Consider the following 25,747-nt stretch of genomic DNA (forward strand, 5'->3'; position numbering starts at 1 on the left):
GGGGAAATAGAATGTTTAAGGGACAGGATTTAACAGATAAAATTGTTGTTGTAACAGGTGGTTCTGCTGGTTTAGGGGAACAAATTTGTTATGAAGCAGCAAAAAAAGGGGCAATTGTGGTGGTGTGTGCTAGACGCATCAATTTGATTGGGAAAGTCAAAGAAACATGCGAAGAGTTAAGTGGAAAACAGGCATTCTCTTTCCAACTAGATATTTCAGATCCTGAGAATGTAGAGAATGTTTTTCATAAAATCGAATCAGAAGTTGGCCCAATCGATATATTAGTGAACAATGCTGGCTTTGGAATTTTTGAAAACTTCATAGATATTGATTTAGCTGTTGCTAGAAATATGTTTGAAGTAAATGTTTTAGGTATGATGGTCTTTACTCAAAAAGCAGCCCTTCAAATGGCTGAAAGAGGAACTGGACATATTATCAATATAGCCTCAATGGCTGGGAAGATGGCGACAGCCAAGTCGACTGTTTATTCAGCAACTAAATTTGCGGTCCTAGGTTTCTCAAATGCTTTACGTCTAGAACTAAAGCCATTAGGTATTTCCGTGACAACAGTTAATCCAGGTCCTATTCAAACAGAATTTTTCGATAAAGCGGATCCTTCAGGAGACTATTTAGCTTCGGTTGATTTGTTTGTTTTAGAACCAAATAAACTAGCGAAAGAAATTGTTAATGCCATGGGAACCTGTAAGCGTGAAATCAATCGACCAAAAGTGATGGAAGGTGCATATCGTTTGTACACATTATTTCCTCATATAGGCGATCTACTAGCTGGTGGAATATTGAATAAGAAATAATAAACTTCATAGCTTTTCCTATGAACCTCAGTAAAAAATATACTGAAGCTCAAACGAAGAGATAGCGAAGGGAATATTGTTATCTATATACAGAGGAGGAAATAAACTATGAAAAATCAGTGGCGTGTTGTTATCGGTCTTATTTTGGTTCTGATCGTTGTCATTTTTGCTGTATTAAATAATCAGACAGTACCAGTCAACTTTGGCTTTGCTAAAATCTCAGGTCCATTGATCCTCATTATTTTGGGCTCTGCCATTGTTGGTGCACTGATTGGTCTACTGACTTCAACAACTACAATGTTGAAGCAAAAGAAACAAGTAAAAGAATTAAAGAAAGACATTGAACTGTACAAAAACGATGCAGATAAATTAGCGCAAGAAGAAGTTGAAAAAGTAAAGCGGGCATATGAAAATCAACTGGCTGAATTACAAGCAAAATATGATACCGCTGCACCAACACCTATCACGCCAGTCTCAGATGCGGAATCTGTTGGTAGTCGTGTTGATCATTTTACTAAACCAAGAAGTAAGGAAGAAGAGATTTAAAAACACAAAAAAGCGGAGAGAAAGCAGAAGTGGTTTATCTCTGCTTTTTTTATTTGTTTATTTTCAGGATAGTTTCTTTAGTTTTCTGATCCTATTTGCTATAATTACTTGGTTAGGAGTGACGTCGTGAAAAAAGCAAAATATATGTGGCAATTACGAGAAAAGACAGAATTACCTGAAGAATTTTCAACTATACTAACCAATGAACAAATAAATCCTTTACTAGGGCAACTATTATGGCATCGTGGTATCCAGTCAAAAGAAGCGATAGAAGTATTTTTACGTCCTACAATAGAAAATCTTTATGATCCTTTTTTAATGCATGACATGGAAAAAACTGTTACGAGAATTCAAGAGGCCGTAGCTAAGGGCGAAAAAATCTTAGTTTATGGAGATTATGATGCAGACGGCATTACAAGTACGACAGTGATGAAAGAAGCGATAGAATTGATTGGTGGTGAAGTGGAATACTTCTTGCCAAACCGTTTTATTCATGGATATGGTCCTAATTTAGCTGTATTTAAAGAACAAATCGAAAATGGTGCCCAACTGATCATTACTGTGGATAATGGTGTAGCAGGGCATGAAGCCATCAATTTCGCAACCGAACAAGGGATTGATGTCATTGTGACAGATCATCATGAACTACCGCCAGAGTTACCAAATGCTTTTACAATTGTTCATCCAAAACATCCAGAAGGACACTATCCATTTGGAGATTTAGCTGGGGTAGGGGTGGCTTTTAAGGTTGCAACGGCATTATTAGGTGAATTGCCTGCCGAATTTCTTGATTTAGTTGCGATTGGAACAATTGCAGATTTAGTTTCGCTGACCGATGAAAACAGAGTCCTTGTCAAAATGGGACTGGAAATGATTCAAAACGGTGAAAGAATTGGTTTAGACATCTTGATCCATCTGGCAGAGTTGAAAAAAGAAGCAATCAGTGAAGAGAGTATTGGGTTTACGATCGCACCACGATTGAATGCTTTAGGTAGATTAGGCGATGCAACTCCAGGGGTAGAATTGATGACTACCTTTGACGAAGAAGAAGCAGAACGAATTGCATCTTATATCAATAGTCAAAATGAGACGCGTAAAGAAATCGTAGCTACAATCACTAAAGAAGCTTTTGAACTTATTGATTCGACAGAGCCGATTCATATTGTTGCAAAACAAGGCTGGCACGAAGGTGTTTTAGGTATTGTAGCTGGACGAATCATGCAAGATACAGGAAAACCGACAATTGTACTGACAATTGATGAAAATAACGAAATAGCTAAAGGTTCAGGGCGTAGTGTTTCAGCATTGAATTTGTATGATGCCCTAAATGAAATTCGGGAAGACTTTTCTCATTTCGGGGGTCATCATATGGCTGCTGGTATGACTTTACCTGTAGTAAATATTGATAAAGTAAAAAAACATCTCGCAAATTATCTTGAAGTAAATCAGATCGATCTTTCCCAAGGTCAAGAATTGTTGCTCGATGAATCACTGAAAGTTGAAGAAGCAACAATCCCTTTTATTAAGCAGCTAAAAATTCTGGCTCCTTTTGGAACAGATAATCCCGTTCCAAACTTTTTATTTGAAGATGTCACAGTTGAACAAAGCCGTCAAATTGGCGCTGATAAAAGTCACCTTAAATTCCAATTAAGTCAAATTGGTGCTAAATTAGATGCGATTGCCTTTCAGATGGGCAATCAAATAGATGAATTGGGTCAGGGCACAACCAATATTGTAGGTCAATTATCGATCAATGAATGGAATGGGAATAAAAAGCCCCAGCTGATGGTCACTGATTTTTCTGTTGATGGTGTTCAATTGTTCGATTTACGTGGAAAAAGCGCTCGTCAAAAAGAGATACCCGTTGCAAATACTCTATATATCTATTTTAATGCAAATAGTCAAAAATTGATCGATGACCCTACGAGTGATCAGTTTTTATTCAGCACTATAACTGAAACCGTTGAGAGAATTGAAAAAACGAATAGTCAACAAGTAGTTTTTGTTGATTGCCCAGATGATGTGGATTTATTAAAACAAATCACACAAACTGCTAAAATAGAACGGGTCTATATGATGGGGATTTCTCAAGAAGAAGCCTATTTGAACGGAACCGGAACAAGGGAACAATATGCGCAACTATACAAATTTGTGAGACAACAAGAACAAGTGGATGTTCGTTATAAGTTAAATGTTGTGGCACAACATTTAAAAATACAAGAAAAACTATTAATTTTTATGATTCAGGTGTTTTTTGATCTAGGATTTGTTACAATAGAAAACGGTGTTTTAAGAAAAGTTGAAAGTCCTGAAAATCATCCATTAACGGAAAGTAAGGTCTATCAAACTCGCCTAAAAAAAATCAAAACAGAAGAGTTTTTGTTATACAGCGATCGTGAAACGTTACAACAATGGCTGTGGAATGAGGAGGAAGTTTAGAAAATGGACTTAAAAGATTATATTGCTAGTATTCCGGATTATCCAGAAAAAGGGGTCATCTTTAGAGATATCTCACCATTGATGGCAAATGGTGAGGCATATCGTGAAGCAACAAAACAAATCGTTGATTATGCAAAAGAAAAAAGAATTGATATGGTCGTAGGACCTGAAGCACGCGGTTTTATCGTAGGATGTCCTGTCGCATATGAGCTAGGTGTTGGGTTTGCTCCAGTTCGTAAAAAAGGCAAATTGCCTCGTGAAACAATCGAAGTAACTTATGACTTAGAATATGGTACTGATACATTAACTCTTCATAAGGATGCGATCATCCCAGGACAAAGAGTATTGATTTGTGATGATTTATTAGCAACTGGCGGTACGATCAAGGCGACGATTGAATTAATCGAATCTTTAGGTGGCATTGTTGTCGGCTGTGCCTTTTTGATCGAATTGATGGACTTGCATGGACGAGATAAAATTACTGGTTATGAAATTGTTACATTGATGGAATATTAAAAAAAAGATCTTCGTTCTGGAATAACCCGGAACGAAGATCTTTTTTTATATTTTGGAAAAGAGCTTCCTGCTAAAGACTATGGATACTTACGATAAACATAGTGTTGATGTTCATTTTTTTTTCTTGTATGAGTATATCTTTTTTCATCCCATAACATGAACCATATAATAAATAGAGGGCTAACAATAAGTAAAGCGGACTGTAGTCCTAATGTTCCTAAGAAAATACCAATAATCAATACAACAAATAATAACCCGCCACGACGAACTGCTTTCATTCTTAATCACCTCATAATTTTTATCGAACAAACGTTTGTATAGTTATTATACGAATGTTTGTTCGGTTTGTAAAGAGATAAATACAAAAAAAGATACTTCTTTTTTGATTAATCAAAAAGAAGTATCGGAAATCCTTTAAATAAAGGGGTTTTGTATTTTTTTAAGTATAAAGTAAAATTGAAAAGAACATAAATCCAGCTCCCAGCATAACGAACAGATGCCAAACCACATGCATAAAGCGAACACTCTTCAAGCTATAAAATGCAGCACCTAAAGTATAAGAAACGCCTCCTGCCACTAGCAGAGCAATACCTGTAGGTCCTAAAGAATCGTATAAAGGTTTTGCCGCAGTTATACAAAGCCACCCCATAATAATATAAATCACTGTAGAAACATTTTTTACCGTTTCTTGTTTATGGAGCGTCAAAGATTTATAGACAACACCACTAATTGCCATTACCCAGATGAGTACAAACAATAACCAACCTAACCAGCCTTTGATACTCAATAAACAAAAAGGGGTATAACTTCCAGCAATCAATAAGAAAATGGAACTATGATCAAAAACTTGAAAGACTTTCTTTGCCCGCGTGAAAATCAGACTGTGAAATAGAGTCGAAGATAGAAAGAGGAGAATCAGTGTCGACCCATAAATAGCATATGAAACAACATGAACAGCCGAACCAAGACGAGCACCTTTAACCAGCAAAATCACTAACCCTGCAATACTTAATCCAGCCCCAATCCCATGAGTTACTGCATTAAGTACTTCATTTAAAATCATATATTTTCTGGAGAATTTTACTTTTTCCAAGAAATCAACTTCCTTCATTTTAATTTGGTGAAAAATAATTCTTTGTCTGTTATAATAAAAACAGACATTCAAGCCTCAAAAGTATTTTACCACGAATTGAGGTTGTTTTTAAAGAAAGAGTGATAAAATTATGACAAATGTAAAAATTGTGACTGATTCTTCATGCACAATGCTGAAAAGTGTACGCGATGATTTAGATATTCACATGATGCCTTTATCTGTGATGATTGACGGCGTAGTATATGCTGATGATGATCATTTAGAAGGCGAACATTTTATGGAATTGATGAGTACAGCAAAAGCACTACCCAAGACAAGCCAACCACCTATTGGTGAATTTGTTGAGCTATATGATCGCTTAGGTGCTGATGGCAGTGAAGTGATTTCAATTCACATGACAAAAGGATTGAGCGGTACAGTGGAGGCAGCTAGACAAGCTGGCAATCTCAGTTCTGCAAACGTTACTGTGATCGATAGTGATTTCACTGACCAAGGGTTGTCATTCCAAGTAATCCAAGCAGCTAAACTTGCCCAAAACGGAGCAAGCGTGCCAGAGATTTTAGCTGAAATCAATCATGTTAAAGAAAATACGAAACTCTTTATTGGGATATCTACATTAGACAACCTAGTGAAGGGCGGTCGGATCAGCCGGGCAACTGGACTTTTATCTAGTATTTTCAATATGAAAGTCGTTATGGATTTCGAACATACAGAATTGATTCCTGTTGCTAAAGGACGAGGAATGAAAACTTTTAATAAATGGTTTGACGAGCTAAAAAATGAGTTAAGTCATTTGCCGAATGTACGACAAATCGGTATTTCTCACGCAGATGGATTAGAATTAGCGAATGGATTCAAAGAAGGGCTCCAAGCGTTGTTCCCTGATATGGAAATCCCTGTATTGCACACAAATCCTGTCATTGCAACGCATACAGGTAAAGGTGCTTTCGCTATAATGTACTATACAGACTGAGTTTTGAGCAGATCAAACTGATCTGCTTTTTTTAATAAAAATTTTACTGTACAAACTAACTTAAAATAGAGATAATTTACTTTATAAGAATTAGAAAATCCAAATACTGTAAATCAACAAGTTTTTGAATTTTTTAGGATTTACAGAAAAGGAAGGGAAACAATGAAAGTATTTTTCAAAAAAAATTGGTCCAGTTTTGCTCTTTTTTTCATAACGCTTATCAGTGTTTTTTTATTATTGATTGTAGCACTTCCAAAAGCAGGTCCAATTTTAGGTACTGGTACAAAACAAACGACTAAAGCTCAAACAAAAGAAGTGATTCATTACACTGCCATTGGTGATTCGCTGACAGAAGGAATTGGTGATCTAACAAACTCTGGCGGCTTTGTTCCATTAGTTGCAAGTGATTTACAAGAACGCTATCATTTGAACGGGGTTCAAACAGATAATTTTGGTAAAAATGGGGATCGTAGCGATCAAATTCTTAAAAGAATCAAAAAGAGTCAAGAAATTCAAGATGGCTTAACATCAGCGGATGTCATTACATTGACTGTAGGCGGGAACGATTTAATGAAAGTAATCAAGGGTGACGTGTTTCGCTTAACAAAAAATTCATTTGAAAAACCATTAAAAAAATATCAAAAAGAGGTAGAGAAACTACTAACAGAAATCCGCAAATATAATGGCCATGCACCAATCTACGTTTTAGGGATCTACAATCCTTTTTATCTTTACTTCCCTGATATTACCGAGATGCAAGAGATAGTCGATAGTTGGAACAATGGAACAGAAGAAATCGTCAAAGCAGAGAAAAACGCATACTTCATTCCAATCAATGATTTACTCTATAAAGGTGCAGGTGACGAAGTAGGGATCGTCAGCAGCGAAGACATAGCTTCTGGTATGACCTCCAGTGGTGAGCAGGATATCAAAAATAATGCTCTTTATGAAGAAGATCACTTCCATCCCAATAATTTAGGGTATCAAATCATGGCTAGTACAGTTCGTGATGAAATGGTAAAAACAAAAAATGAATGGCTTAAAAAGGGAAGCGAGTGATAAAGATGATGAATGAACCAGAGGAAAAAAAAGAAGTGAAAAAAGAAAATAAACGAAGAAAAAAAGCGCCTGAAGTGAAAAGTACAATCAACCGTTGGAAAGTAGCATTCATTGTTTTAGTTGCACTGATTATTGGTAGCTTAGCTTTTGTTTTTGTAAGAATCACACAGGTTCGTGAACCAAACTATAAACCTGTTCCTGAACTAGTAGAAAAAGACGGTACACCTGTTGTAGCAATTCAATCCAAGAAAAAACAGGTAAATGCGTTGATCGATTTTTATCTTAGTGATTTTCAAAAGGGATCAGATATCACCTATAAATTTTATTTAGAAAATGAAGCAATGTTGAATGGCACTTTTAAAGTTTTAGGACACCCTATCCAATTTTACCTTTATTTTGATCCTTATGTGATGGACAATGGCAATGTACAATTAAAAGCAAAAAGCTTATCCATCGGGACATTAGGATTACCGATGAAAGAAATTTTAAAATTTGTCCAAAGAGATTATAAATTACCTAATTGGGTAGAAGTAAATCCAGAAGATAGTACGATTTTATTACGTTTAGATCAATTTAGAATGCAAAACGGTTTATTTATACGCGCAGAAAAAATAAATCTAGTGGATGATGATATTCGTATGAATATATACTTGCCAAAAGATAACAGTGACAAGAAGGAGGAATCGAATTGAGCGAAAAAGCAATCTTTGCTGGCGGGTGTTTTTGGTGCATGATCCAGCCTTTCGACACACAACCTGGTATTCACTCAGTAGTTTCCGGCTATACGGGCGGTCACGTTGCTAATCCAACATATGAGCAAGTACTGAGTCATACTACAGGTCACACAGAAGCTGTTGAGATTGAATTTGATCCACTAGTAATGCCTTATGAAAAACTAGTTGAAATATATTGGCAACAGACAGATCCAACAGATGCTCTAGGTCAGTTTGAAGATCGCGGGGATAATTACCGTCCAGTTATCTTTTATACAAATGAAGAGCAGAAAAAAATTGCAGAAAAAAGTCGGCGAGAGCTACAAGAAAGCGGCAAATTTAGCGAGCCGATCGTTACATCGATTGAACCTGCAAGTATCTTTTACCCAGCAGAAGAATATCACCAAGATTTTTACCAAAAAGATCCTAAACGATATGAACAAGCACATCTAAATCGAGCAAACTTTATAGAAGAAAATTGGTGAATATATGAGAAGAAGTTTTTATCACTACTTAATGACACTAAGAGCTCCTAAGAAGACCGAAGAGAGCCAATTCGCAAATGATGCAGCAAAAGATATTCAATTTCCAAAACAGTCTGAAGACTATCATGAGCTATCTAGTTATTTAGAAATGAATGCCGATTATTTAAGTAATATGCACATTTTTGATGACTTATGGGAAAAATACGTAGAAAACAATAAATAAAAAAGAAGGAAAGGCAAAGAAAGCTTTTCCTTCTTTTTTATTCATGGTAAACTGGAAAACATGCAATGATAATTTTACAGAAAAGAGATGAGCTTATGAAAAATAAAAGACAAGTGCCTTTTCATCAATATATTATTTCAATTGCTTGTGTTGCTTTTTTGGCAGGTGGCAGTAGTTATATTTATTTTGACTATCAATATAAAAAACAAGTTTCTAATAATCCTGCTCAAACAAGTGAGTTAAAAAAAGTTGATGATCTATATAATGAAATCGTTAATAACTATGTAGGAAAAGTCGACGAGAAAAAACTAGTCGATGGTGCGCTAAAGGGCATGACAGAATCCTTAGATGATCCTTACTCCAGTTACTTGAATGAACCAGAAGCAGACGAGCTGGACCAAAGTCTTTCGGGGAGTTTTGAAGGAATCGGTGCAACCATGACGATGACTGAGGACTTACCGACTGTAGCTCAAGCGCCGATCGAAGGATCTCCTGCCGCTAAAGCGGGAATCAAAACAAACGATACGATTTTAAAAGTCGATGATGAAGAAACACAAGGAAAAACACTGTCTCAGATCGTCAGCAAAATTCGTGGAAAAAAGGGAACTGAAGTACGTTTAACAATTAAGCGTGGCGAAGAAACTTTTGAATTAAAACTTACACGAGATACCATTCCACTTGAAACGGTTAAAGGTGAATTAGATAAAAAAGAGCCAACGATCGGATCAATCAAGATTACTTCTTTCGGTGAAAATACCTATAACGAGCTTAAAGAAACAATCAAAACGTTAAGAAAAGATGGCGCAAAATCTTTTGTGATCGATTTACGCCAAAATCCCGGTGGATTGCTTGACCAGGTGGAACAAATGGCGAGTATGTTCCTTGAAGATGGGAAAACAATTGTAAAATTTGAGGATAAAAACGGAAATACAAGTGAAGATGTTGCTTCTAGCAAATTAGACGGCGGCTTTAAAGTAAAGGAACCAACTGTCGTTCTGGTGGACGAGGGAAGTGCAAGTGCATCTGAAATTTTTGCAGCTGCCTTAAAAGAATCAGGTAATAAAAAGATTATTGGAACAAAAACGTTTGGCAAAGGGACTGTTCAAACCGTTAAAAATTTAAATGATAAGAGTGAAATCAAATTAACCGTTCTAAAATGGTTAACGCCAAAAGGTGAATGGATTCATGAAAAAGGCCTAGAACCTAACGTTAAGGCTGATTATCCTGACTATGCATACTTATCACCAATTTCTAGAGATAAAACTCTAAAATCAGGTGATTCTTCACCAGTTGTCAAAAACGTCAACGCCTTACTAAATGCACTTGGCTACGAAGTTAATGCTGACAGTAGTGATTTTTCAGAACAAACAACAGCTGCTGTTCGAGCACTACAAACTGACAACGTCCTTCCAGTTACGGGAGAGGTAGACAATGAAACTGCTGCACAAATCGAAATTGAAATAGGAAAAAAAATTAAAAACAACGATCAAGCTTATGACACTGGTATTAAAGAACTTCAAAATATATCTAAAAAAGACTAACAAAAGCAGGTGTGAAGAGGGACTATTACTTGAAAATGCCCTTTTTCACACCTATTTCTTATTTTGCTTACATATAGAATAAATTTTCCTTTAAATTAGTCGCTTTTTCAAGTGTTTTTCCTTTATAATAGAATCAACAAGAAAAAGGGAGAGAACAGAGTGGAAAAACAAAAATCTTATATTGGCTATTTTATTTTTTTCATGAAAATACTCATTCCTTCGTTCGTCTTGTTATTTATATTAAGAGGTTTCATTCTGATCCCTGTTCCAGTTGACGGAAATTCAATGGAAAAAACGCTGAGTCAGGGTGACATGATTGTGATGGAGAAATTTTCCTCAATCAAACGTTTTGATGTTGTAGTGTTTAAATTACCAAATGGAGCCATTTATATTAAACGAGTAATCGGGCTGCCGGGAGAAGCAGTTCGTTACGACAACGATCAACTCTATATAAATGACAAGCCGATTGAAGAATCTTTCCTAGAAAAAAACATCAAAAAAGATCATGAGGCAGTTCCTTACACAACTGATTTTGATTTAAGTAATCTTATTACAGCAGACGTTTTACCTAAAGATAGTTATTTTGTTTTAGGCGACAATCGACGAATGTCAAAGGACAGTCGTTCTTTTGGTGCTGTTGAAAGTAAGTATATTTTAGGAAAAGCTCAGTTTGTATATTATCCAATAACACATATGAAATTCATACCAAGATAGGTGATAAAATGACAATACAATGGTTTCCAGGGCATATGGCCAAAGCTAGAAGAGAAGTATCTGAAAAAATTAAATACGTTGACATCGTTTTTGAGTTGATTGATGCAAGATTACCTCTTTCATCCAGAAATCCGATGATGGATCAGATTGTACAACAAAAGCCGCGCTTGATTTTACTAAACAAGGGAGACTTAGCTGATAAAGAACAAAACCAGAAATGGCAGCAATATTTTCAAGAAAAAGGCTATCATACCTTAGTCATTAATGCACAGCAGAATAAAGGGGTCAATAAAATCATTCCTGAAGCCAAAAAAGCTCTGAAAGAAAAACTTGAACGTGAACGCTTAAAAGGATTGAAACCAAGAGCCATCCGTGCAATGTGTATTGGTATTCCAAATGTTGGAAAGTCAACACTCATGAATCGTTTGGTAGGGAAAAAAATCGCCCAAACAGGTAATAAGCCTGGCGTAACTAAAGGGCAGCAATGGCTTCGTTCAGGGACTGAGCTAGAACTATTGGATACACCAGGAATCCTATGGCCTAAATTTGAAGATCAAGAAATCGGTAAAAAGTTAGCATTAACTGGAGCAATTAAAGATCAACTGCTTCATTTAGATGATTTAGCTATTTACGGACTAGCTTTTTTTTCACGTTTTTATCCAGAGCGTTTGGTTGAACGCTATAAATTAACACAAGAAGAAACTTTTTTACCAGGTGCTGAACTATTGATGTTGATCAGTCAAAAGCGTGGGTTTAATGATGATTATGATCGAGCAAGTGAAATGATCATTCAAGAGATCCGCAGCAGCAAATTAGGACCATATACTTTAGATCGTTGGGAAGAATTAGGAGCTACAAAAGATGAAAACTGAGTCAATTCAGCAAATTAAAACAGCCTTAACTACAATTGATAACAGAGAAGATAAAAGGATCCAACAGTGGCAAGCAGATGAGCGTAGCGGTGTTCAACAAGCTCTAGTCCAGTGGGATAAAAGACTAAAACGACATGAAAAAGAGTTGGCATTATTTGAAGAAATGCAATCGTTTGAGAAAAATGCACGAGCAAAAGGACATCGCCTTATTGTAGGAATAGATGAAGTTGGACGAGGTCCACTTGCAGGACCTGTTGTTGCAGCAGCAGTTATTCTACCTGAGAACTTTCAACTTCTTGGTGTAAATGATTCCAAAAAATTATCTGCGAAAAAAAGAGATGAGCTTTATGATGAAATCCAAAATCAAGCTATTTCAATTGGGATAGGTATGGTGGACCATAATAAAATTGATGAAATCAATATCTATCAGGCTTCAAAAATGGCTATGGGAATCGCACTGGAAGATCTTTGTTTTATTCCAGATTATTTATTGATCGACGCTATGACATTAGATGTCAAAATTCCTCAAGAAAATATTATCAAAGGGGATGCTCGCTCGATCTCAATCGCTGCGGCAAGTATTGTAGCAAAAGTCATTCGCGATCGTTTAATGGAAGACTATGCCAAAATGTATCCAGGATATGGATTTGAAAATAATGCAGGTTATGGTACAAAAGAACATTTACTAGGAATACAGCAGCAAGGAATCTGTACGATTCACAGAAAGACTTTTGCACCAATCAAAGATATGTGTTAAAAAATAAAAAAACCTTTTTTTTGCGAATACTTATTACAACAAGTATTTGTGAAAGAAGGTTTTTTTATGGAAGAACAACAACGAGATTTACTCTTTAAGTTAGCTGTTTGTCATGGCATTGGCAACATAGGTATGCTGAAAGTGTTAGATTTTTCAATGAAGTATAATAACAGTACGGATTTTTCAAAAGAAGAAATTATACAAATTGCTGGAATCACAACGTATCAAAAGCTATTTTCTGAATCTTGGGATCGCTGGACAGCTGATTCAGACGAATTGAAAGTGTATCAAGAGTCGCATACCTTTATCACGATCCTAGATGCAATCTATCCCTACTATTTAAAACAAATTTACAACTGTCCAGTACTATTGTTCTATAAAGGGAATCCAAAACTCTTAGAAAAAAATTGCTTGTCTTTCATTGGAGCAAGAGCGGCTTCTGTATATGGAATCAATGTTGTACGCCAATTGATCCCTGAGATGATCAGCAATGATTTGACGATTGTTAGCGGATTGGCAAAAGGTATCGATAGTGTTAGCCATCAGGTGACAATGCAACATGGTGGAAATACCATAGGTGTGATAGGAACTGGTCTTGATATTTGCTACCCAAAGGAAACAGCTCACATTCAACGGAAAATGATGACCGAGCAATTAGTCATAAGTGAATACCCCAATGGTACAGGACCGAGAAAATATCATTTTCCTATGAGAAATCGAATCATTGCTGGCCTAAGTTTAGGTACATGTGTAATCGAAGCACGGAAAAAAAGTGGATCCTTAATTACTGCACAAGCAGCTTTAGAGTACGGGCGTGAAGTATTTGCGGTACCAGGCAATCTATTTAATTCTCAATCAGATGGCTGTCACGGTCTTATTCAGGAAGGCGCTAAATGTACAATTTGTCCTCAAGATATTTTAGATGAAATTCAGTTTTTTTCGATTTAGCTGTATCAATCCTTGACAAACCTTTGATGAATAGATATGATGAAGTACGATTTGTGAGTTCTCTACATTTTGATATATATAATAGAAGAAACACAAAAACCGAAAGGAGCCACACGTTGAATGGCGTATAAATATCTAGTTATTGTAGAATCACCAGCTAAAGCCAAAACGATTGAAAAATATTTAGGAAAAAACTATAAGGTTGTTGCCAGTGTTGGGCATATTCGAGATTTACCCAAAAGTAAAATGGGCGTTGATACTGAAAATAATTATGAACCGCACTATATCTCAATTCGGGGTAAGGGCGATGTAATCAAAAGTTTAAAAGCCGCTGCTAAAAAAGCTGAAAAAGTTTATCTCGCAGCCGATCCGGACCGAGAGGGAGAGGCGATTGCTTGGCATCTGTCTTTCCTTCTTGGCTTGGATTTAAATGATAAAAATCGTGTTGTATTTAATGAAATTACAAAAGAAGCGGTAAAAGCTGCTTTTAAAGAACCACGTACAATCAATTTAGATTTGGTTGACGCGCAACAAGCCCGTCGGATTTTAGACCGACTAGTTGGCTATTCACTCAGTCCAATATTATGGAGAAAAGTCAAAAAAGGACTAAGTGCTGGACGTGTACAATCGGTAGCTCTTAAAATCATAATTGATCGTGAGAATGACATCCGTAAGTTTATTCCCGAAGAATACTGGAGTATTGATGGCAATTTCCAAAAAGCGAAAAAGAAATTCAAAGCGAATTTCTGGGGATTAGATGGTAAAAAGAAAAAATTACCAAACGCTGAAGCCGTCAAAGAAGTCACTACACGAATCAAAGGAAAAGAGTACGATGTAACAAAAGTTGAGAAAAAAGAACGTAAGAGAAATCCTGCGCTACCTTTTACAACGAGTAGCCTACAACAAGAAGCAGCTAGAAAATTAAACTTCAGAACCCGAAAAACCATGATGGTCGCTCAACAATTATATGAGGGAATTGCTCTAGGGAAACAGGGAACAGTGGGGTTGATTACCTATATGCGTACTGATTCTACCAGAATAGCAGATTCAGCTAAAGTAGAAGTAGCTGAGTATATTGAAAAAACATATGGAAGTGAGTTTTCAGCTCACGGCGGACGCAAAGTGAAAAATGCTCAAGGTGCTCAAGACGCCCATGAAGCCATTCGTCCATCAAGCGTAATGCGTACGCCAAATGAAATCAAACAATACCTAGACAAAGATCAGTTAAAACTTTATACTTTGATTTGGTCACGTTTAGTTGCTAGTCAAATGACACCTGCTGTATTAGATACAATGAAGGTAACATTAGAACAAAACGGCGTGATTTTCATCGCCAATGGGGCTAAGGTGAAATTCAAAGGGTTCATGCAAGTTTATGTTGAAGGTCGTGATGACGGTAAAGAGGATAAAGAAAATATCCTTCCCGATTTGGCTGAGGGTGACAAAGTGAATGCTCTTGATATCGAACCAAAACAACATTTCACACAACCACCAGCAAGATTTAGTGAAGCAACCTTGATTCGTGCCCTAGAAGAAAATGGTGTAGGTCGCCCTTCTACTTATGCACCCACTTTAGAAACGATTCAAAGACGTTATTATGTTAAATTGACGAATAAGCGATTTGAGCCAACTGAATTAGGTGAAATTGTCAACTCGTTGATTGTTGAATTCTTCCCGCAAATTGTGGATGTCCACTTTACAGCTTCAATGGAAGGCGATTTAGACAAAATCGGGATTGGTCAAGAAAAATGGGTAGAAGTCGTCGATCGTTTCTACCAACCATTTGAAAAAGAGTTGACGAATGCAGAAGAAAAAATCGAAAAAATACAGATCAAAGATGAGCCAGCAGGTTTTGATTGTGATCTTTGCGGTCACCCGATGGTAATCAAGCTAGGACGTTACGGCAAGTTCTTTGCATGTAGTAACTTTCCAGAATGTCGAAACACTAAAGCGATCGTTAAAGAAATCGGCGTGACTTGTCCAGTCTGTAATGAAGGTCAAGTCATTGAACGCAAATCTAAAAAGAATCGATTATTCTATGGTTGCAGTCGTTATCCAGAGTGTGAGTTTACTTCTTGGGACAAACCAATCGGTCGTCCATGTCCAAAATGTGGACAGTATCTCGTCGAAAAGAAAGTTAAAGGCGGGAAACAAGTCGTTTGTATCAATGGTGATTACGAAGAAAATGTTCAAAAATAAGAAAGTTAAAAACCAGCGGAAAATCCCGTTGGTTTTTTGAAGAAAAGAGGAAATATATGTCTACTTCTGTAACAGTTATCGGTGCTGGTTTGGCTGGCAGTGAGGCCGCTTGGCAAGTTGCAAATGCTGGTGTCCCAGTAACCCTTTATGAAATGCGTCCAGTTAAAAAGACGCCTGCCCATCAAACAGAAAATTTTGCTGAGTTAGTTTGTTCCAATTCACTACGAGGAAACAACTTAACAAATGCTGTGGGAGTATTAAAAGAAGAAATGCGTCGCTTAGATTCAATCATTATTAGTAGTGCAGACAAAACAGCAGTACCAGCTGGTGGTGCTTTAGCAGTTGATCGTGATACATTCTCACAAGAAATTACAGCGAAAATCAAAAATCATCCGTTGATTACTGTAAAAAATGAAGAAATCACTGCAATACCCGAAGGAATAGTAATTGTTGCAACTGGACCGTTAACTTCAGAATCATTAGCAGAGCAAATCAAAGAGTTTAATGGATCAGATGGTTTCTATTTCTATGATGCAGCCGCTCCAATCGTTGATAAATCAACGATCGATATGGATAAAGTATACCTGAAATCCCGCTACGATAAAGGTGAAGCCGCTTATCTAAACTGCCCAATGACAGAAGAAGAATTCAAAGCATTTTATGAAGCCTTGATTTCAGCTGAAGTTGTCCCGTTAAAAACCTTTGAAAAAGAGAAGTTCTTTGAAGGTTGTATGCCAATCGAAGTAATGGCTAAACGTGGCATCAAAACTATGTTATTCGGTCCGTTAAAACCAGTTGGATTGGAAGATCCTAAGACAGGTAAACGCCCATATGCTGTTATTCAATTGCGCCAGGATAATGCAGCCGCTTCTTTATACAATCTAGTTGGTTTCCAAACACATCTAAAGTGGGGGGAACAAAAACGTGTTTTCCAAATGATTCCAGGTTTAGAAAATGCTGAATTTGTTCGCTATGGTGTGATGCACCGGAATAGTTTTATGAATTCACCAGAATTATTGAAGCCAACATACCAATCTCAAAAAAGAGAAAATCTGTTCTTCGCTGGACAAATGACGGGCGTTGAAGGTTATGTCGAAAGTGCAGCTAGTGGTTTACTTGCTGGAATGAACGCTGCTCGTTTAGCAAAAGGGGAAGAACCTGTAGTCTTTCCAAGAGAAACAGCTCTAGGAAGTATGGCGTATTATATTACCCATGCAGAAGGCAAACATTTCCAACCTATGAATGCTAATTTTGGGCTATTCCCAGAAATGCCAGAAAGAATCAAAGATAAAAAAGAACGCTATGAAGCAATCGCAGACAGAGCATTAACGACGTTAGCCAAAGTGACACAAGACCTAAATCTTGTGGAACAAACTAAATAATCAAAAGACCAAGACAAACTGTTCAATTTGTCTTGGTCTTTTGATTATTGATTGGCAAGCGAACAAAAAATTAAATTACACTTATAATTTATGAGCATTTAAAGTAAAATATGAATAAATTGTTACCAAATTTGAAAATATTGATTAAATTCTGACAATTCGTTTGTTTTTTCAAAATGGTTATGCTAAAGTTACTTTGTAATTTATTGGGGGAAGTGTCTATGCAGAAAAAAAAATGGCCAGAATTATTTTTAGATTATTTAATTGTTGAACGTGGGTATTCTGAAAAGACTAAAATCGCTTATGAAGAAGACATTATGAACTTTTTTGATTTTTTAAAGAATTCTGGAGAGCCAGATTACTTGAAGGTGGATCATTTAGATATTCGAACCTATCTTAGTTTTCTCTACGACAAAGAATACAGCCGAAATTCTATAAGTAGAAAAATTGCCAGTTTACGATCTTTTTATCAATTTTTACTTAAAAATGAAGCAATCAAGGAAAATCCCTTTTCCTATGTCCATATGAAGAAAAAACAATTACGCCTTCCTCGCTTCTTCTATGAAAAAGAAATGGATGCTTTATTCGAAAGTGCTAAAGGAACGAAACCGTTAGATTTGAGAAATCAAGCATTGTTAGAAATTCTTTATGGAACTGGTATCCGTGTAAGTGAATGTACAAACTTAACTTTACAATCAATTGATTTTTCTGCCAATGTATTGTTGATTCACGGAAAAGGGAATAAAGACCGTTATGTGCCTTTTGGCTCTTTCGCTGAAGATGCATTGAAAGAGTACTTAGAAAACGGACGGGCCGTCTTGATGGACAAATATCAGCAAGAACATGCCTTTGTCTTTGTAAATCATCACGGGGCACAAATCACGCCAACAGGAGTTGAATACATTTTAAATCAACTTATTAAAAAAAGTACATTAAATAGCGATATTCATCCTCACATGTTGCGCCATACATTTGCAACCCATTTATTAAACAATGGTGCTGACATGCGAACAGTTCAAGAACTATTGGGACACTCTGATTTATCTACTACGCAGATTTATGCCCATGTAACAAAAGAAAGCTTACAAAAAAATTATCGAACATTTCATCCTCGTGCATAATGAGGAAATTTTTAACGAACTCATAGGCTAACTCTTCGAAAAAAATACAATATGATTGGGGCAAAAAATACCACTTTTATATTTCTCTATTTTCTATCAAGGGTAAATAAGCCTACTACGTTTTTAAATTTAGGAGGAACTATAATGGTTGAATCACAATTTCATTCAACAACGATTTGTGCTGTTGAAAAAGACGGGAAATTTGCAATGGCTGGTGATGGCCAAGTAACAATGGGCGAATCTGTTGTTATGAAAGGGACTGCTAAAAAAGTCCGCAGAATCTACAATGATGAAGTTGTTGTCGGATTTGCTGGAAGTGTAGCAGATGCTTTTACATTAGAAGAAAAATTTGAAGGTAAGTTAAACGAATACAATGGAAATCTAACTCGTGCTGCAGTTGAGTTGGCTCAAGAATGGCGGACTCAGCAATCTATGCAAAAATTAGAAGCGATGTTGATCGTTATGAACGATAAAGAAATGCTGTTAGTTTCGGGCACGGGAGAAGTAATCACTCCAGACGATGGCATTTTAGCAATCGGTTCTGGCGGTAACTTTGCATTATCTGCAGCACGTGCTATGAAACATTACGGAGACAAAGAAATGTCTGCAAAAGAAATCGCTAAAAATGCATTAAACATTGCCGCAGATATCTGCGTCTTTACAAATCACAACATTATTGTAGAAGAATTGTAAATGGGGGACAATGACCATGAATGAATTGAATAAAACACCGAGAGAAATTGTGAAAGAATTAGATGAATATATTATTGGACAAGAAACAGCTAAAAAATCAGTTGCAGTCGCTTTAAGAAATAGATATCGTCGCTTGCAACTTGAAGAAAAAATGCAGCAAGATGTAACACCTAAAAATATGCTGATGATCGGACCCACGGGTGTAGGAAAGACAGAGATTGCTAGACGTTTAGCGAAAATTGTGAATGCACCTTTTATAAAAGTTGAAGCAACTAAGTTTACAGAAGTCGGCTATGTTGGTCGAGATGTGGAATCCATGGTTCGTGACTTAGTTGAACAGGCTATACAAATCGTGGAAAAACAACAATACAGCCGCGTTTACTCACAAGCTTTAAAAAAAGCAAATAATCGATTGGTAAAAGTGCTAGTACCAGGAATTAAAAAAGAGCAAAAACAAACATCAAACAATCAGTTTGAACAAATGATGCAAATGTTCAACAGTACACAACAACCTCAAGAAACACAAGAAGAAGTAACTGAGGAAATCAAAGTTAACCGTAAGACGATTCTTGAGCAACTCGAAAAAGGGTTATTAAATAATCGTGAAGTCACTATCGAAATCGAAGAACCTAAAAAAACAATGCCTGCTATGAATGCTGGTATGGAACAGATGGGAATAGATCTAAACGAAACTTTAGGAGCTCTATCTCCTAAGAAAAAAGTGGAGCGAACTGTCACAGTGAAAGAAGCTCAAGAATTATTAGTAAAAGAAGAATCTGCAAAAATCGTCAAAGATGCCGATATTCATAGTGAGGCAATTCGTTTAGCCGAAAGTAGCGGAATTATTTTCATAGATGAGTTTGATAAAATCACTTCCAAAAGCCAACAAAATTCGGGTGAAGTTTCTCGTGAAGGAGTCCAACGTGATATTTTACCTATTGTTGAAGGTTCACAAGTCAATACAAAATACGGTCCAATTCAAACGGATCACATATTATTTATCGCATCCGGAGCATTTCATTTATCTAAACCAAGTGACTTGATCCCTGAATTACAAGGTCGTTTCCCAATTCGTGTTGAATTAGACGATCTAACAGCTGAAGATTTTGTAAGAATCTTAACAGAACCGAATAACGCCTTGATCAAGCAATATATTGCTTTGATCGGTACTGAGAATGTCACAGTAATCTTTACGAAAGAAGCCATCGAGCGAATCGCCAATATTGCGTTTAACGTTAACCGTGACACTGATAATATCGGAGCTCGTCGTCTGCATACGATTCTAGAACGTTTGTTGGAAGATTTGCTATTTGAAGCTCCTGATATGCAAATGGGTGAAATTACAATAACAGAAGCTTATGTAAATGAAAAATTAAATAGTATTGTTCAAAATGAAGATTTGAGCCGCTACATTCTTTAGTATTATTTAGCTTTGCTGGCTTGTTCCTCTAAAAAAGAAAAATAAAGAGTACGCTTCATTTTTCTTGCTTTACTTTCATAGCAGGAAGAGTCCGCTCAGCTTTTAAATTAGGAGGAGTAAAAATGACTACTTTATTAGAAAAAACCCGTCAAATCAATAAACTGTTACAACAAAAAAATACGTTTGATCAAAAAGCAGAATTACCATACGACAAAATGGCGGTGATTTTAGGCGATGTCTTAGATAGCAATGCCTACATTATCAGTAACGAAGGCGTTTTGTTAGGGTATAACGAAAAGTTAGATGTGAATAATGCCCGCGTTAAACACATGTTCGAAGAAAAACGATTTCCGCAAAGCTATACAGACGCTGCTGACAACTTAGTCAAAACAGAAGCGAATATTTCAATCACCAGTGATTTAACTGCCTTTCCTGTTGAGCTGCGTGAGAAATATCCTTTTGGTCTAACAACGATCGTTCCAATGTTTGGAGCAGGTGAACGTTTAGGAACAATTATTTTAGCTAGAGTAGAACAATCGTTTGACGAAGATGATTTAGTTTTAGCCGAATATAGCGCAACTGTTGTTGGGATGCAGATCCTATACCAACAATCAAGAAACATCGAGGCAAATGTTCGGAGTGCAACTGCTGTACAAATGGCAATCAATACATTATCTTACAGTGAATTAAAAGCAGTCCAAGCGATTTTCAAAGCTTTAGATGGTGAAGAGGGTAGACTAACTGCGTCTAGTATTGCAGATGAAATCGGAATCACTCGTTCTGTGATTGTGAACGCATTAAGAAAATTAGAATCTGCCGGAATCATTGAATCACGATCTCTAGGTATGAAAGGAACGTATCTGAAAGTCTTAAACAAACAATTTATTAAAGAATTGGAAAAAGATAACAAGTAGGAGGTCGTAGAAATGACTGTACAAATTGAAAATGAATTTTTGATCGCCACGATTGCTGAAGATGGTGCTGAGCTAGTTAGCTTGAAATCAAAGAAAAATAATATAGAATACATTTGGCAAGCAGATCCAGCTTTTTGGGGTCGTCATGCGCCCGTGTTATTTCCAGTCGTTGGTCGCCTAAAAGATGATCGATACACATATGAAAATCAAACATATCCTATGAGTCAACACGGATTTGCTAGAGATAGTCTTTTTGAAGTGATCGAACACGGTTCCGAGTTAGTTTCACTATCATTAAAAAGTAATAAAGAGACAAAAAAAGTGTATCCATTTGATTTTGAGTTGATTCTATCTTATGCCTTAGAAGCAGATAACTTGGTGGTTAATTATCAAGTTGAGAATACAGGGAACAGTGAAATGTATTTTTCAATCGGCGGTCATCCTGCTTTTAACGTTCCTTTAGAACAAAGCTTGACGTTTGATGATTATTATTTGAGTTTTTCACCTAAGAAATCACGTACTCAGATTCCTTTAGCTGGACCTTTCGCAGATTTCGAGCATAAAACATTAGGGCAGACAAATACAAGTCTGGATATTCGTAGAGAACTTTTCAAAAATGACGCTATTATCTTTGAGACTAAAGGAGTCAATACGTTTACGATTGAAACAGACGAAGGGCCTCACAGTATTAGTTTAAGCTACTCTGACATGCCTTATGTGGGAATTTGGTCTCCTTATCCACAAGAAGCACCATTCGTTTGTATAGAGCCGTGGTGCGGCATTGCAGATGAAGTAAATGCTACCGGAAACCTTGTTGACAAAAAGGGGATCAATAATTTAGCCGCAGCAGAAGTCTTTAAAACACAATACACTCTTACAGCTAAATAAGACTGAAATAAAAAACTAGGATACAAAGTCTATAATACTTTGTATCCTAGTTTTTAGTTTTCTTTTTTTGCGCCCAACCCAAAAGGTACGCGACTTTCAGTACCGTCCTTTATTCGTTTAATATTATCTTTGTGACGAATAAAAATAAAAATTGTTAAAGCAAAAGCAATCATCGTCAACAACCAATCAAATTGAGGCAAGATAGCAGGGATCGCAACTGGCAATATAATGGTTGAAAGAGTAATCAATACAGCACTAATCATACTAGTCAAACTTACCATGCTAGTAATGTATAACATAATAATAAAAATTAAGGCAGAATAAACAAAAAATGCTGGATTGTAAGCCAAAATCATCCCTGCACTTGTCGCGACAGCTTTTCCTCCTTTGAAATTTGCAAAGATTGGAAATGTATGACCTAAAACTGCTGCAACACCAAAAACCAACGGGTTAACATTCAAAGAAAATAGTAGCGGTAAACTAGTTGCTAACGTTCCTTTTAAAATGTCCATTAGTAAAACAGCTATACCAGCTTTTTTCCCTAAAACCCTAAACGTATTCGTCGTTCCCGTATTGCCGCTGCCAAATTGGCGAAGATCTTTTTTAAAAAAAAGTTTTCCAACCCAAACACCCGAAGGGATGGAACCAAGTAGATAAGCTATAATCAATAGCACAAAGAATTTCATTGAGCAACCTCTTTCCGTTCAAACTAGCATTTATTTTATCATGAATAGAAACAGCTAACAATAATTAAATATTCGTTGTATAATGAAATGAAGAGAAATTTGAAAGGATGAGCAAAATGCCTGTAGAAAACCCCTCGCAAGAAGAAATTTTTAATTACCTAAAACAAGCGAAACGAATTGCTATCGTTGGATTAAGCGGAAAAGAAGATCGAACAAGCTACAAAATAGCCAAATTACTGCAAGAATATGGTTATGAAATCATTCCTGTAAACCCCATATTAGCTGGACAAAAAATTCTTGGTGAACACGTGTACGAGAGATTACAAGATGTGCCAGGTCAAATCGACATTGTCGATATTTTCCGGCGTAGTGAATTTTTGCCAGAAGTTGCTCAAGATTTTATAGAAACAAATGCCAAAGTTTTCTGGGCTCAATTGGGTCTTGAAAGTCAAGAAGCTGCGGAACTGTTGAAAAAAGCAGGTAGAAATGCTATTATAATGAATCGTTGCATTAAAATTGAATTAGCTGAAATGCCGAAATAGATGCACATGATCTTAAGAAAGAGTGGCCGTTTAGGAAAGCTCTTTTTTTTTGAGAGCTTTTAGAGTATTATTGTAATGATGTGGCCTCGCGCCCTATAATTCAAGAATAAGGAGTTTTTTCTTTGGCGAAAAAAGTAAACAATGAATACAATGACGCCTCCATCCAAGTTTTAGAAGGATTGGAAGCTGTACGAAAAAGACCAGGAATGTACATCGGCTCCACAGACAGCCGTGGATTACATCATTTAGTCTATGAAATCGTTGATAACGCAGTTGATGAAGCATTATCCGGTTACGGTAATGAAATCAGTGTGACGATCCAAAAAGATAATAGCATCAAAATAACTGACTCAGGTCGGGGAATGCCCGTTGGAATGCACGCGTCTGGAATCCCAACTGTAGAAGTAATCTTCACCGTACTTCACGCAGGAGGAAAATTTGGTCAAGGCGGCTATAAAACCTCTGGCGGATTGCATGGTGTGGGTGCCAGTGTTGTTAATGCATTGTCTAGCTGGTTAGAAGTTAGAATCGTTCGTGATGGTGTAGAATACATGGAACGTTTTGAGAATGGCGGAAAACCTGTAGGTACGCTAAAAAAAGTTGGAAAAACGAATAAAAAGAATGGAACATCTGTCATTTTCCTACCAGATGATACTATTTTTTCCACTATTCATTTTTCATACGATACATTAGCAGAGCGCTTAAGAGAATCTGCCTTCTTATTAAAAGGCGTAAAAATCTCCCTAACAGACCTCAGAGGTGAAGAGCCTAAAGAAGAAATTTTTCATTATGAAGAAGGTATCAAAGAATTCGTTGCCTATCTTAATGAAGAAAAAGATACCTTGACACCCGTTGTTTATTTTTCAGGTGAAAAGGACGGAATCGAAGTTGAACTTTCCTATCAATACAATGACGGCTATTCAGAAAATGTTCTTTCCTTTGTAAATAATGTCCGCACAAAAGATGGTGGAACCCATGAAGTCGGGATGAAGTCTTCAATGACGAAAGCATACAATGAATATGCTAGAAAAGTCGGATTATTAAAAGAAAAAGACAAAAATCTTGAGGGGAGTGACTTCCGTGAAGGATTAGCTGCTGTTTTATCAATCCGTGTTCCTGAAAATTTATTGCAATTTGAAGGTCAAACCAAAGAAAAATTAGGAACCCCAATGGCTCGAAATGCGGTAGATAACGTTGTGGGAGAACAGATGGGTTTTTATCTACAAGAAAACAGTGAAATGAGCCAACAATTGATTCGTAAAGCAATCAAAGCTCGTGAAGCTCGTGAAGCAGCTCGTAAAGCTCGTGAAGAAAGTCGAAATGGCAAAAAACGGAAAAAAGGGGAATCTCTTTTATCTGGAAAACTAACACCAGCGCAATCACGTAATCCCAAACGAAATGAATTATACTTAGTCGAAGGAGATTCTGCCGGGGGTTCAGCTAAACAAGGTCGGGATAGAAAGTTCCAAGCGATCTTACCGTTGCGTGGTAAAGTTCTAAATACTGAAAAAGCAAAAATGCAGGATATTTTGAAAAACGAAGAAATCAACACAATGATTTATACAATCGGAGCAGGTGTTGGACCAGAATTTTCAATTGAAGACTGTAATTATGATAAAGTTATTATCATGACCGATGCGGATACCGATGGTGCTCACATCCAAGTCTTATTACTAACATTCTTTTATCGTTATATGAAACCGCTGATTGAAGCAGGTAAAATTTACATTGCGTTGCCGCCTCTATATAAGGTATCAAAAGGGATCGGTAAAAAAGCAGTAACCGAATATGCTTGGACAGACGAAGAATTATCTAACGTAACAGAACAAGTCGGTAAAGGCTATATGCTACAACGCTACAAAGGTCTAGGGGAAATGAACGCAGATCAGCTGTGGGAGACCACAATGGACCCTGAGACACGTACTTTGATCCGTGTAAGAATAGATGATGCTGCGCAAGCAGAACGCCGTGTAACGACTCTTATGGGCGATAAAGTCGAACCAAGAAGAAAATGGATCGAGCGCCATGTACAATTTACTTTAGAAGAAGATGGCAGCATCTTAGATAGAAAAGATGGCGAGACGGAGATTTCACCATCCATTTCAAATGAAGTACTAGATGAAGAAAAAAAAGAAGAAACTGAACGTATAAATGCAGAGGCCGAAGCGGCAGAAGAAATCAGTTTATTTGATTTAGAGTAGGGAGTGACAA

Annotated in this window: 26 protein-coding genes; 23 read left to right on the plus strand and 3 right to left on the minus strand. The window is 36.7% G+C overall.

All coding sequences use genetic code 11. The features are described 5' to 3' along the window. The first annotated feature begins 11 nt into the window (after positions 1-11). From A5821_RS03110 to A5821_RS03125, 4 genes are all read left to right on the plus strand, one after another. A complete protein-coding gene (locus A5821_RS03110) occupies positions 12-812 on the plus strand; it encodes an SDR family NAD(P)-dependent oxidoreductase (RefSeq protein ID WP_086313041.1) in 801 nt (266 codons plus the stop codon). Positions 813-920: 108 nt separating this feature from the next. Then, entirely contained in the window at positions 921-1,358 is a 438-nt protein-coding gene (locus A5821_RS03115) for a LapA family protein (RefSeq protein ID WP_086313042.1), read from the plus strand. Positions 1,359-1,484: 126 nt separating this feature from the next. Beyond that, the gene (gene recJ, locus A5821_RS03120) at positions 1,485-3,797 is read left to right on the plus strand and encodes a single-stranded-DNA-specific exonuclease RecJ (RefSeq protein WP_086313043.1); all 2,313 of its coding nucleotides are present in this window, start codon (positions 1,485-1,487) and stop codon (positions 3,795-3,797) included. A gap of 3 nt (positions 3,798-3,800) precedes the next feature. Continuing rightward, the gene (locus A5821_RS03125) at positions 3,801-4,313 is read left to right on the plus strand and encodes an adenine phosphoribosyltransferase (protein ID WP_069644738.1); all 513 of its coding nucleotides are present in this window, start codon (positions 3,801-3,803) and stop codon (positions 4,311-4,313) included. Between the two features lie 77 nt (positions 4,314-4,390). On the opposite strand, the gene A5821_RS03130 is transcribed toward A5821_RS03125, so the two are convergent. Together A5821_RS03130 and trhA are read right to left on the minus strand one after the other, a co-directional pair. Beyond that, a complete protein-coding gene (locus A5821_RS03130; protein ID WP_010761341.1) occupies positions 4,391-4,591 on the minus strand; it encodes a hypothetical protein in 201 nt (66 codons plus the stop codon). A gap of 161 nt (positions 4,592-4,752) precedes the next feature. After that, on the minus strand, positions 4,753-5,406 hold the full coding sequence (gene trhA, locus A5821_RS03135; RefSeq protein WP_170922944.1) for a PAQR family membrane homeostasis protein TrhA: 654 nt from the start codon (positions 5,404-5,406) through the stop codon (positions 4,753-4,755). Between the two features lie 130 nt (positions 5,407-5,536). On the opposite strand from trhA, the gene A5821_RS03140 reads away from it, so the two are divergent. From A5821_RS03140 to A5821_RS03220, 17 genes are all read left to right on the plus strand, one after another. Then, positions 5,537-6,379 carry a DegV family protein gene (locus A5821_RS03140; protein ID WP_086313045.1) on the plus strand — a complete coding sequence of 281 codons (843 nt, stop codon included), beginning with the start codon at positions 5,537-5,539 and terminating at the stop codon, positions 6,377-6,379. A gap of 162 nt (positions 6,380-6,541) precedes the next feature. Beyond that, a complete protein-coding gene (locus tag A5821_RS03145; protein ID WP_086313046.1) occupies positions 6,542-7,438 on the plus strand; it encodes an SGNH/GDSL hydrolase family protein in 897 nt (298 codons plus the stop codon). Between the two features lie 8 nt (positions 7,439-7,446). Then, positions 7,447-8,130, plus strand: coding sequence for a YpmS family protein (locus A5821_RS03150; RefSeq protein ID WP_422392084.1), 684 nt, complete (start codon positions 7,447-7,449; stop codon positions 8,128-8,130). Continuing rightward, positions 8,127-8,636 (plus strand): peptide-methionine (S)-S-oxide reductase MsrA, encoded by a 510-nt coding sequence (gene msrA / locus A5821_RS03155; protein WP_086313047.1) that lies wholly within the window; start codon positions 8,127-8,129, stop codon positions 8,634-8,636. The genes A5821_RS03150 and msrA overlap by 4 nt, the downstream gene beginning before the upstream one ends. A gap of 4 nt (positions 8,637-8,640) precedes the next feature. After that, positions 8,641-8,859, plus strand: coding sequence for a YozE family protein (locus A5821_RS03160; RefSeq protein ID WP_086313048.1), 219 nt, complete (start codon positions 8,641-8,643; stop codon positions 8,857-8,859). A gap of 95 nt (positions 8,860-8,954) precedes the next feature. Then, complete coding sequence (locus tag A5821_RS03165) at positions 8,955-10,400, plus strand: S41 family peptidase (protein WP_086313049.1); 1,446 nt, start codon at positions 8,955-8,957, stop codon at positions 10,398-10,400. A 159-nt stretch (positions 10,401-10,559) separates the two neighbouring features. After that, the gene (lepB, locus tag A5821_RS03170) at positions 10,560-11,114 is read left to right on the plus strand and encodes a signal peptidase I (protein WP_086313050.1); all 555 of its coding nucleotides are present in this window, start codon (positions 10,560-10,562) and stop codon (positions 11,112-11,114) included. A gap of 8 nt (positions 11,115-11,122) precedes the next feature. Next, positions 11,123-11,986, plus strand: a complete 864-nt coding sequence (gene ylqF / locus A5821_RS03175; RefSeq protein ID WP_086313051.1) for a ribosome biogenesis GTPase YlqF — start codon at positions 11,123-11,125, stop codon at positions 11,984-11,986. After that, positions 11,976-12,743, plus strand: coding sequence for a ribonuclease HII (locus A5821_RS03180; RefSeq protein WP_086313052.1), 768 nt, complete (start codon positions 11,976-11,978; stop codon positions 12,741-12,743). The genes ylqF and A5821_RS03180 overlap by 11 nt, the downstream gene beginning before the upstream one ends. A gap of 66 nt (positions 12,744-12,809) precedes the next feature. Beyond that, positions 12,810-13,691 (plus strand): DNA-processing protein DprA, encoded by an 882-nt coding sequence (gene dprA, locus A5821_RS03185; RefSeq protein WP_086313053.1) that lies wholly within the window; start codon positions 12,810-12,812, stop codon positions 13,689-13,691. Positions 13,692-13,811: 120 nt separating this feature from the next. Next, positions 13,812-15,890 (plus strand): type I DNA topoisomerase, encoded by a 2,079-nt coding sequence (gene topA / locus A5821_RS03190; protein ID WP_086313054.1) that lies wholly within the window; start codon positions 13,812-13,814, stop codon positions 15,888-15,890. A gap of 56 nt (positions 15,891-15,946) precedes the next feature. Beyond that, entirely contained in the window at positions 15,947-17,272 is a 1,326-nt protein-coding gene (gene trmFO / locus A5821_RS03195) for an FADH(2)-oxidizing methylenetetrahydrofolate--tRNA-(uracil(54)-C(5))-methyltransferase TrmFO (RefSeq protein WP_086313055.1), read from the plus strand. A 221-nt stretch (positions 17,273-17,493) separates the two neighbouring features. After that, on the plus strand, positions 17,494-18,393 hold the full coding sequence (gene xerC / locus A5821_RS03200) for a tyrosine recombinase XerC (RefSeq protein ID WP_086313056.1): 900 nt from the start codon (positions 17,494-17,496) through the stop codon (positions 18,391-18,393). 144 nt (positions 18,394-18,537) lie between these two features. Beyond that, a complete protein-coding gene (gene hslV / locus A5821_RS03205) occupies positions 18,538-19,086 on the plus strand; it encodes an HslVU peptidase proteolytic subunit (protein WP_086313057.1) in 549 nt (182 codons plus the stop codon). A gap of 16 nt (positions 19,087-19,102) precedes the next feature. Then, the gene (gene hslU, locus A5821_RS03210) at positions 19,103-20,506 is read left to right on the plus strand and encodes an ATP-dependent protease ATPase subunit HslU (protein ID WP_086313058.1); all 1,404 of its coding nucleotides are present in this window, start codon (positions 19,103-19,105) and stop codon (positions 20,504-20,506) included. A 122-nt stretch (positions 20,507-20,628) separates the two neighbouring features. After that, entirely contained in the window at positions 20,629-21,420 is a 792-nt protein-coding gene (gene codY, locus A5821_RS03215; RefSeq protein ID WP_086313059.1) for a GTP-sensing pleiotropic transcriptional regulator CodY, read from the plus strand. Positions 21,421-21,432: 12 nt separating this feature from the next. Continuing rightward, entirely contained in the window at positions 21,433-22,308 is an 876-nt protein-coding gene (locus A5821_RS03220; RefSeq protein ID WP_086313060.1) for an aldose 1-epimerase family protein, read from the plus strand. A gap of 53 nt (positions 22,309-22,361) precedes the next feature. Here the strand turns inward: A5821_RS03220 and plsY are convergent, their stop codons facing one another. Next, the gene (gene plsY / locus A5821_RS03225; protein WP_086313061.1) at positions 22,362-22,994 is read right to left on the minus strand and encodes a glycerol-3-phosphate 1-O-acyltransferase PlsY; all 633 of its coding nucleotides are present in this window, start codon (positions 22,992-22,994) and stop codon (positions 22,362-22,364) included. Between the two features lie 116 nt (positions 22,995-23,110). Between plsY and A5821_RS03230 the strand changes: the two genes are divergently transcribed. Both A5821_RS03230 and parE read left to right on the plus strand, forming a co-directional pair. Further along, entirely contained in the window at positions 23,111-23,536 is a 426-nt protein-coding gene (locus A5821_RS03230) for a CoA-binding protein (protein ID WP_086313062.1), read from the plus strand. A gap of 122 nt (positions 23,537-23,658) precedes the next feature. Next, on the plus strand, positions 23,659-25,737 hold the full coding sequence (gene parE, locus A5821_RS03235; RefSeq protein ID WP_086313063.1) for a DNA topoisomerase IV subunit B: 2,079 nt from the start codon (positions 23,659-23,661) through the stop codon (positions 25,735-25,737). The last annotated feature ends 10 nt before the right edge of the window (positions 25,738-25,747 follow it).

It is taken from the genome of Enterococcus sp. 7F3_DIV0205 (assembly GCF_002141365.2).
Lineage (GTDB): Bacteria > Bacillota > Bacilli > Lactobacillales > Enterococcaceae > Enterococcus_L > Enterococcus_L palustris.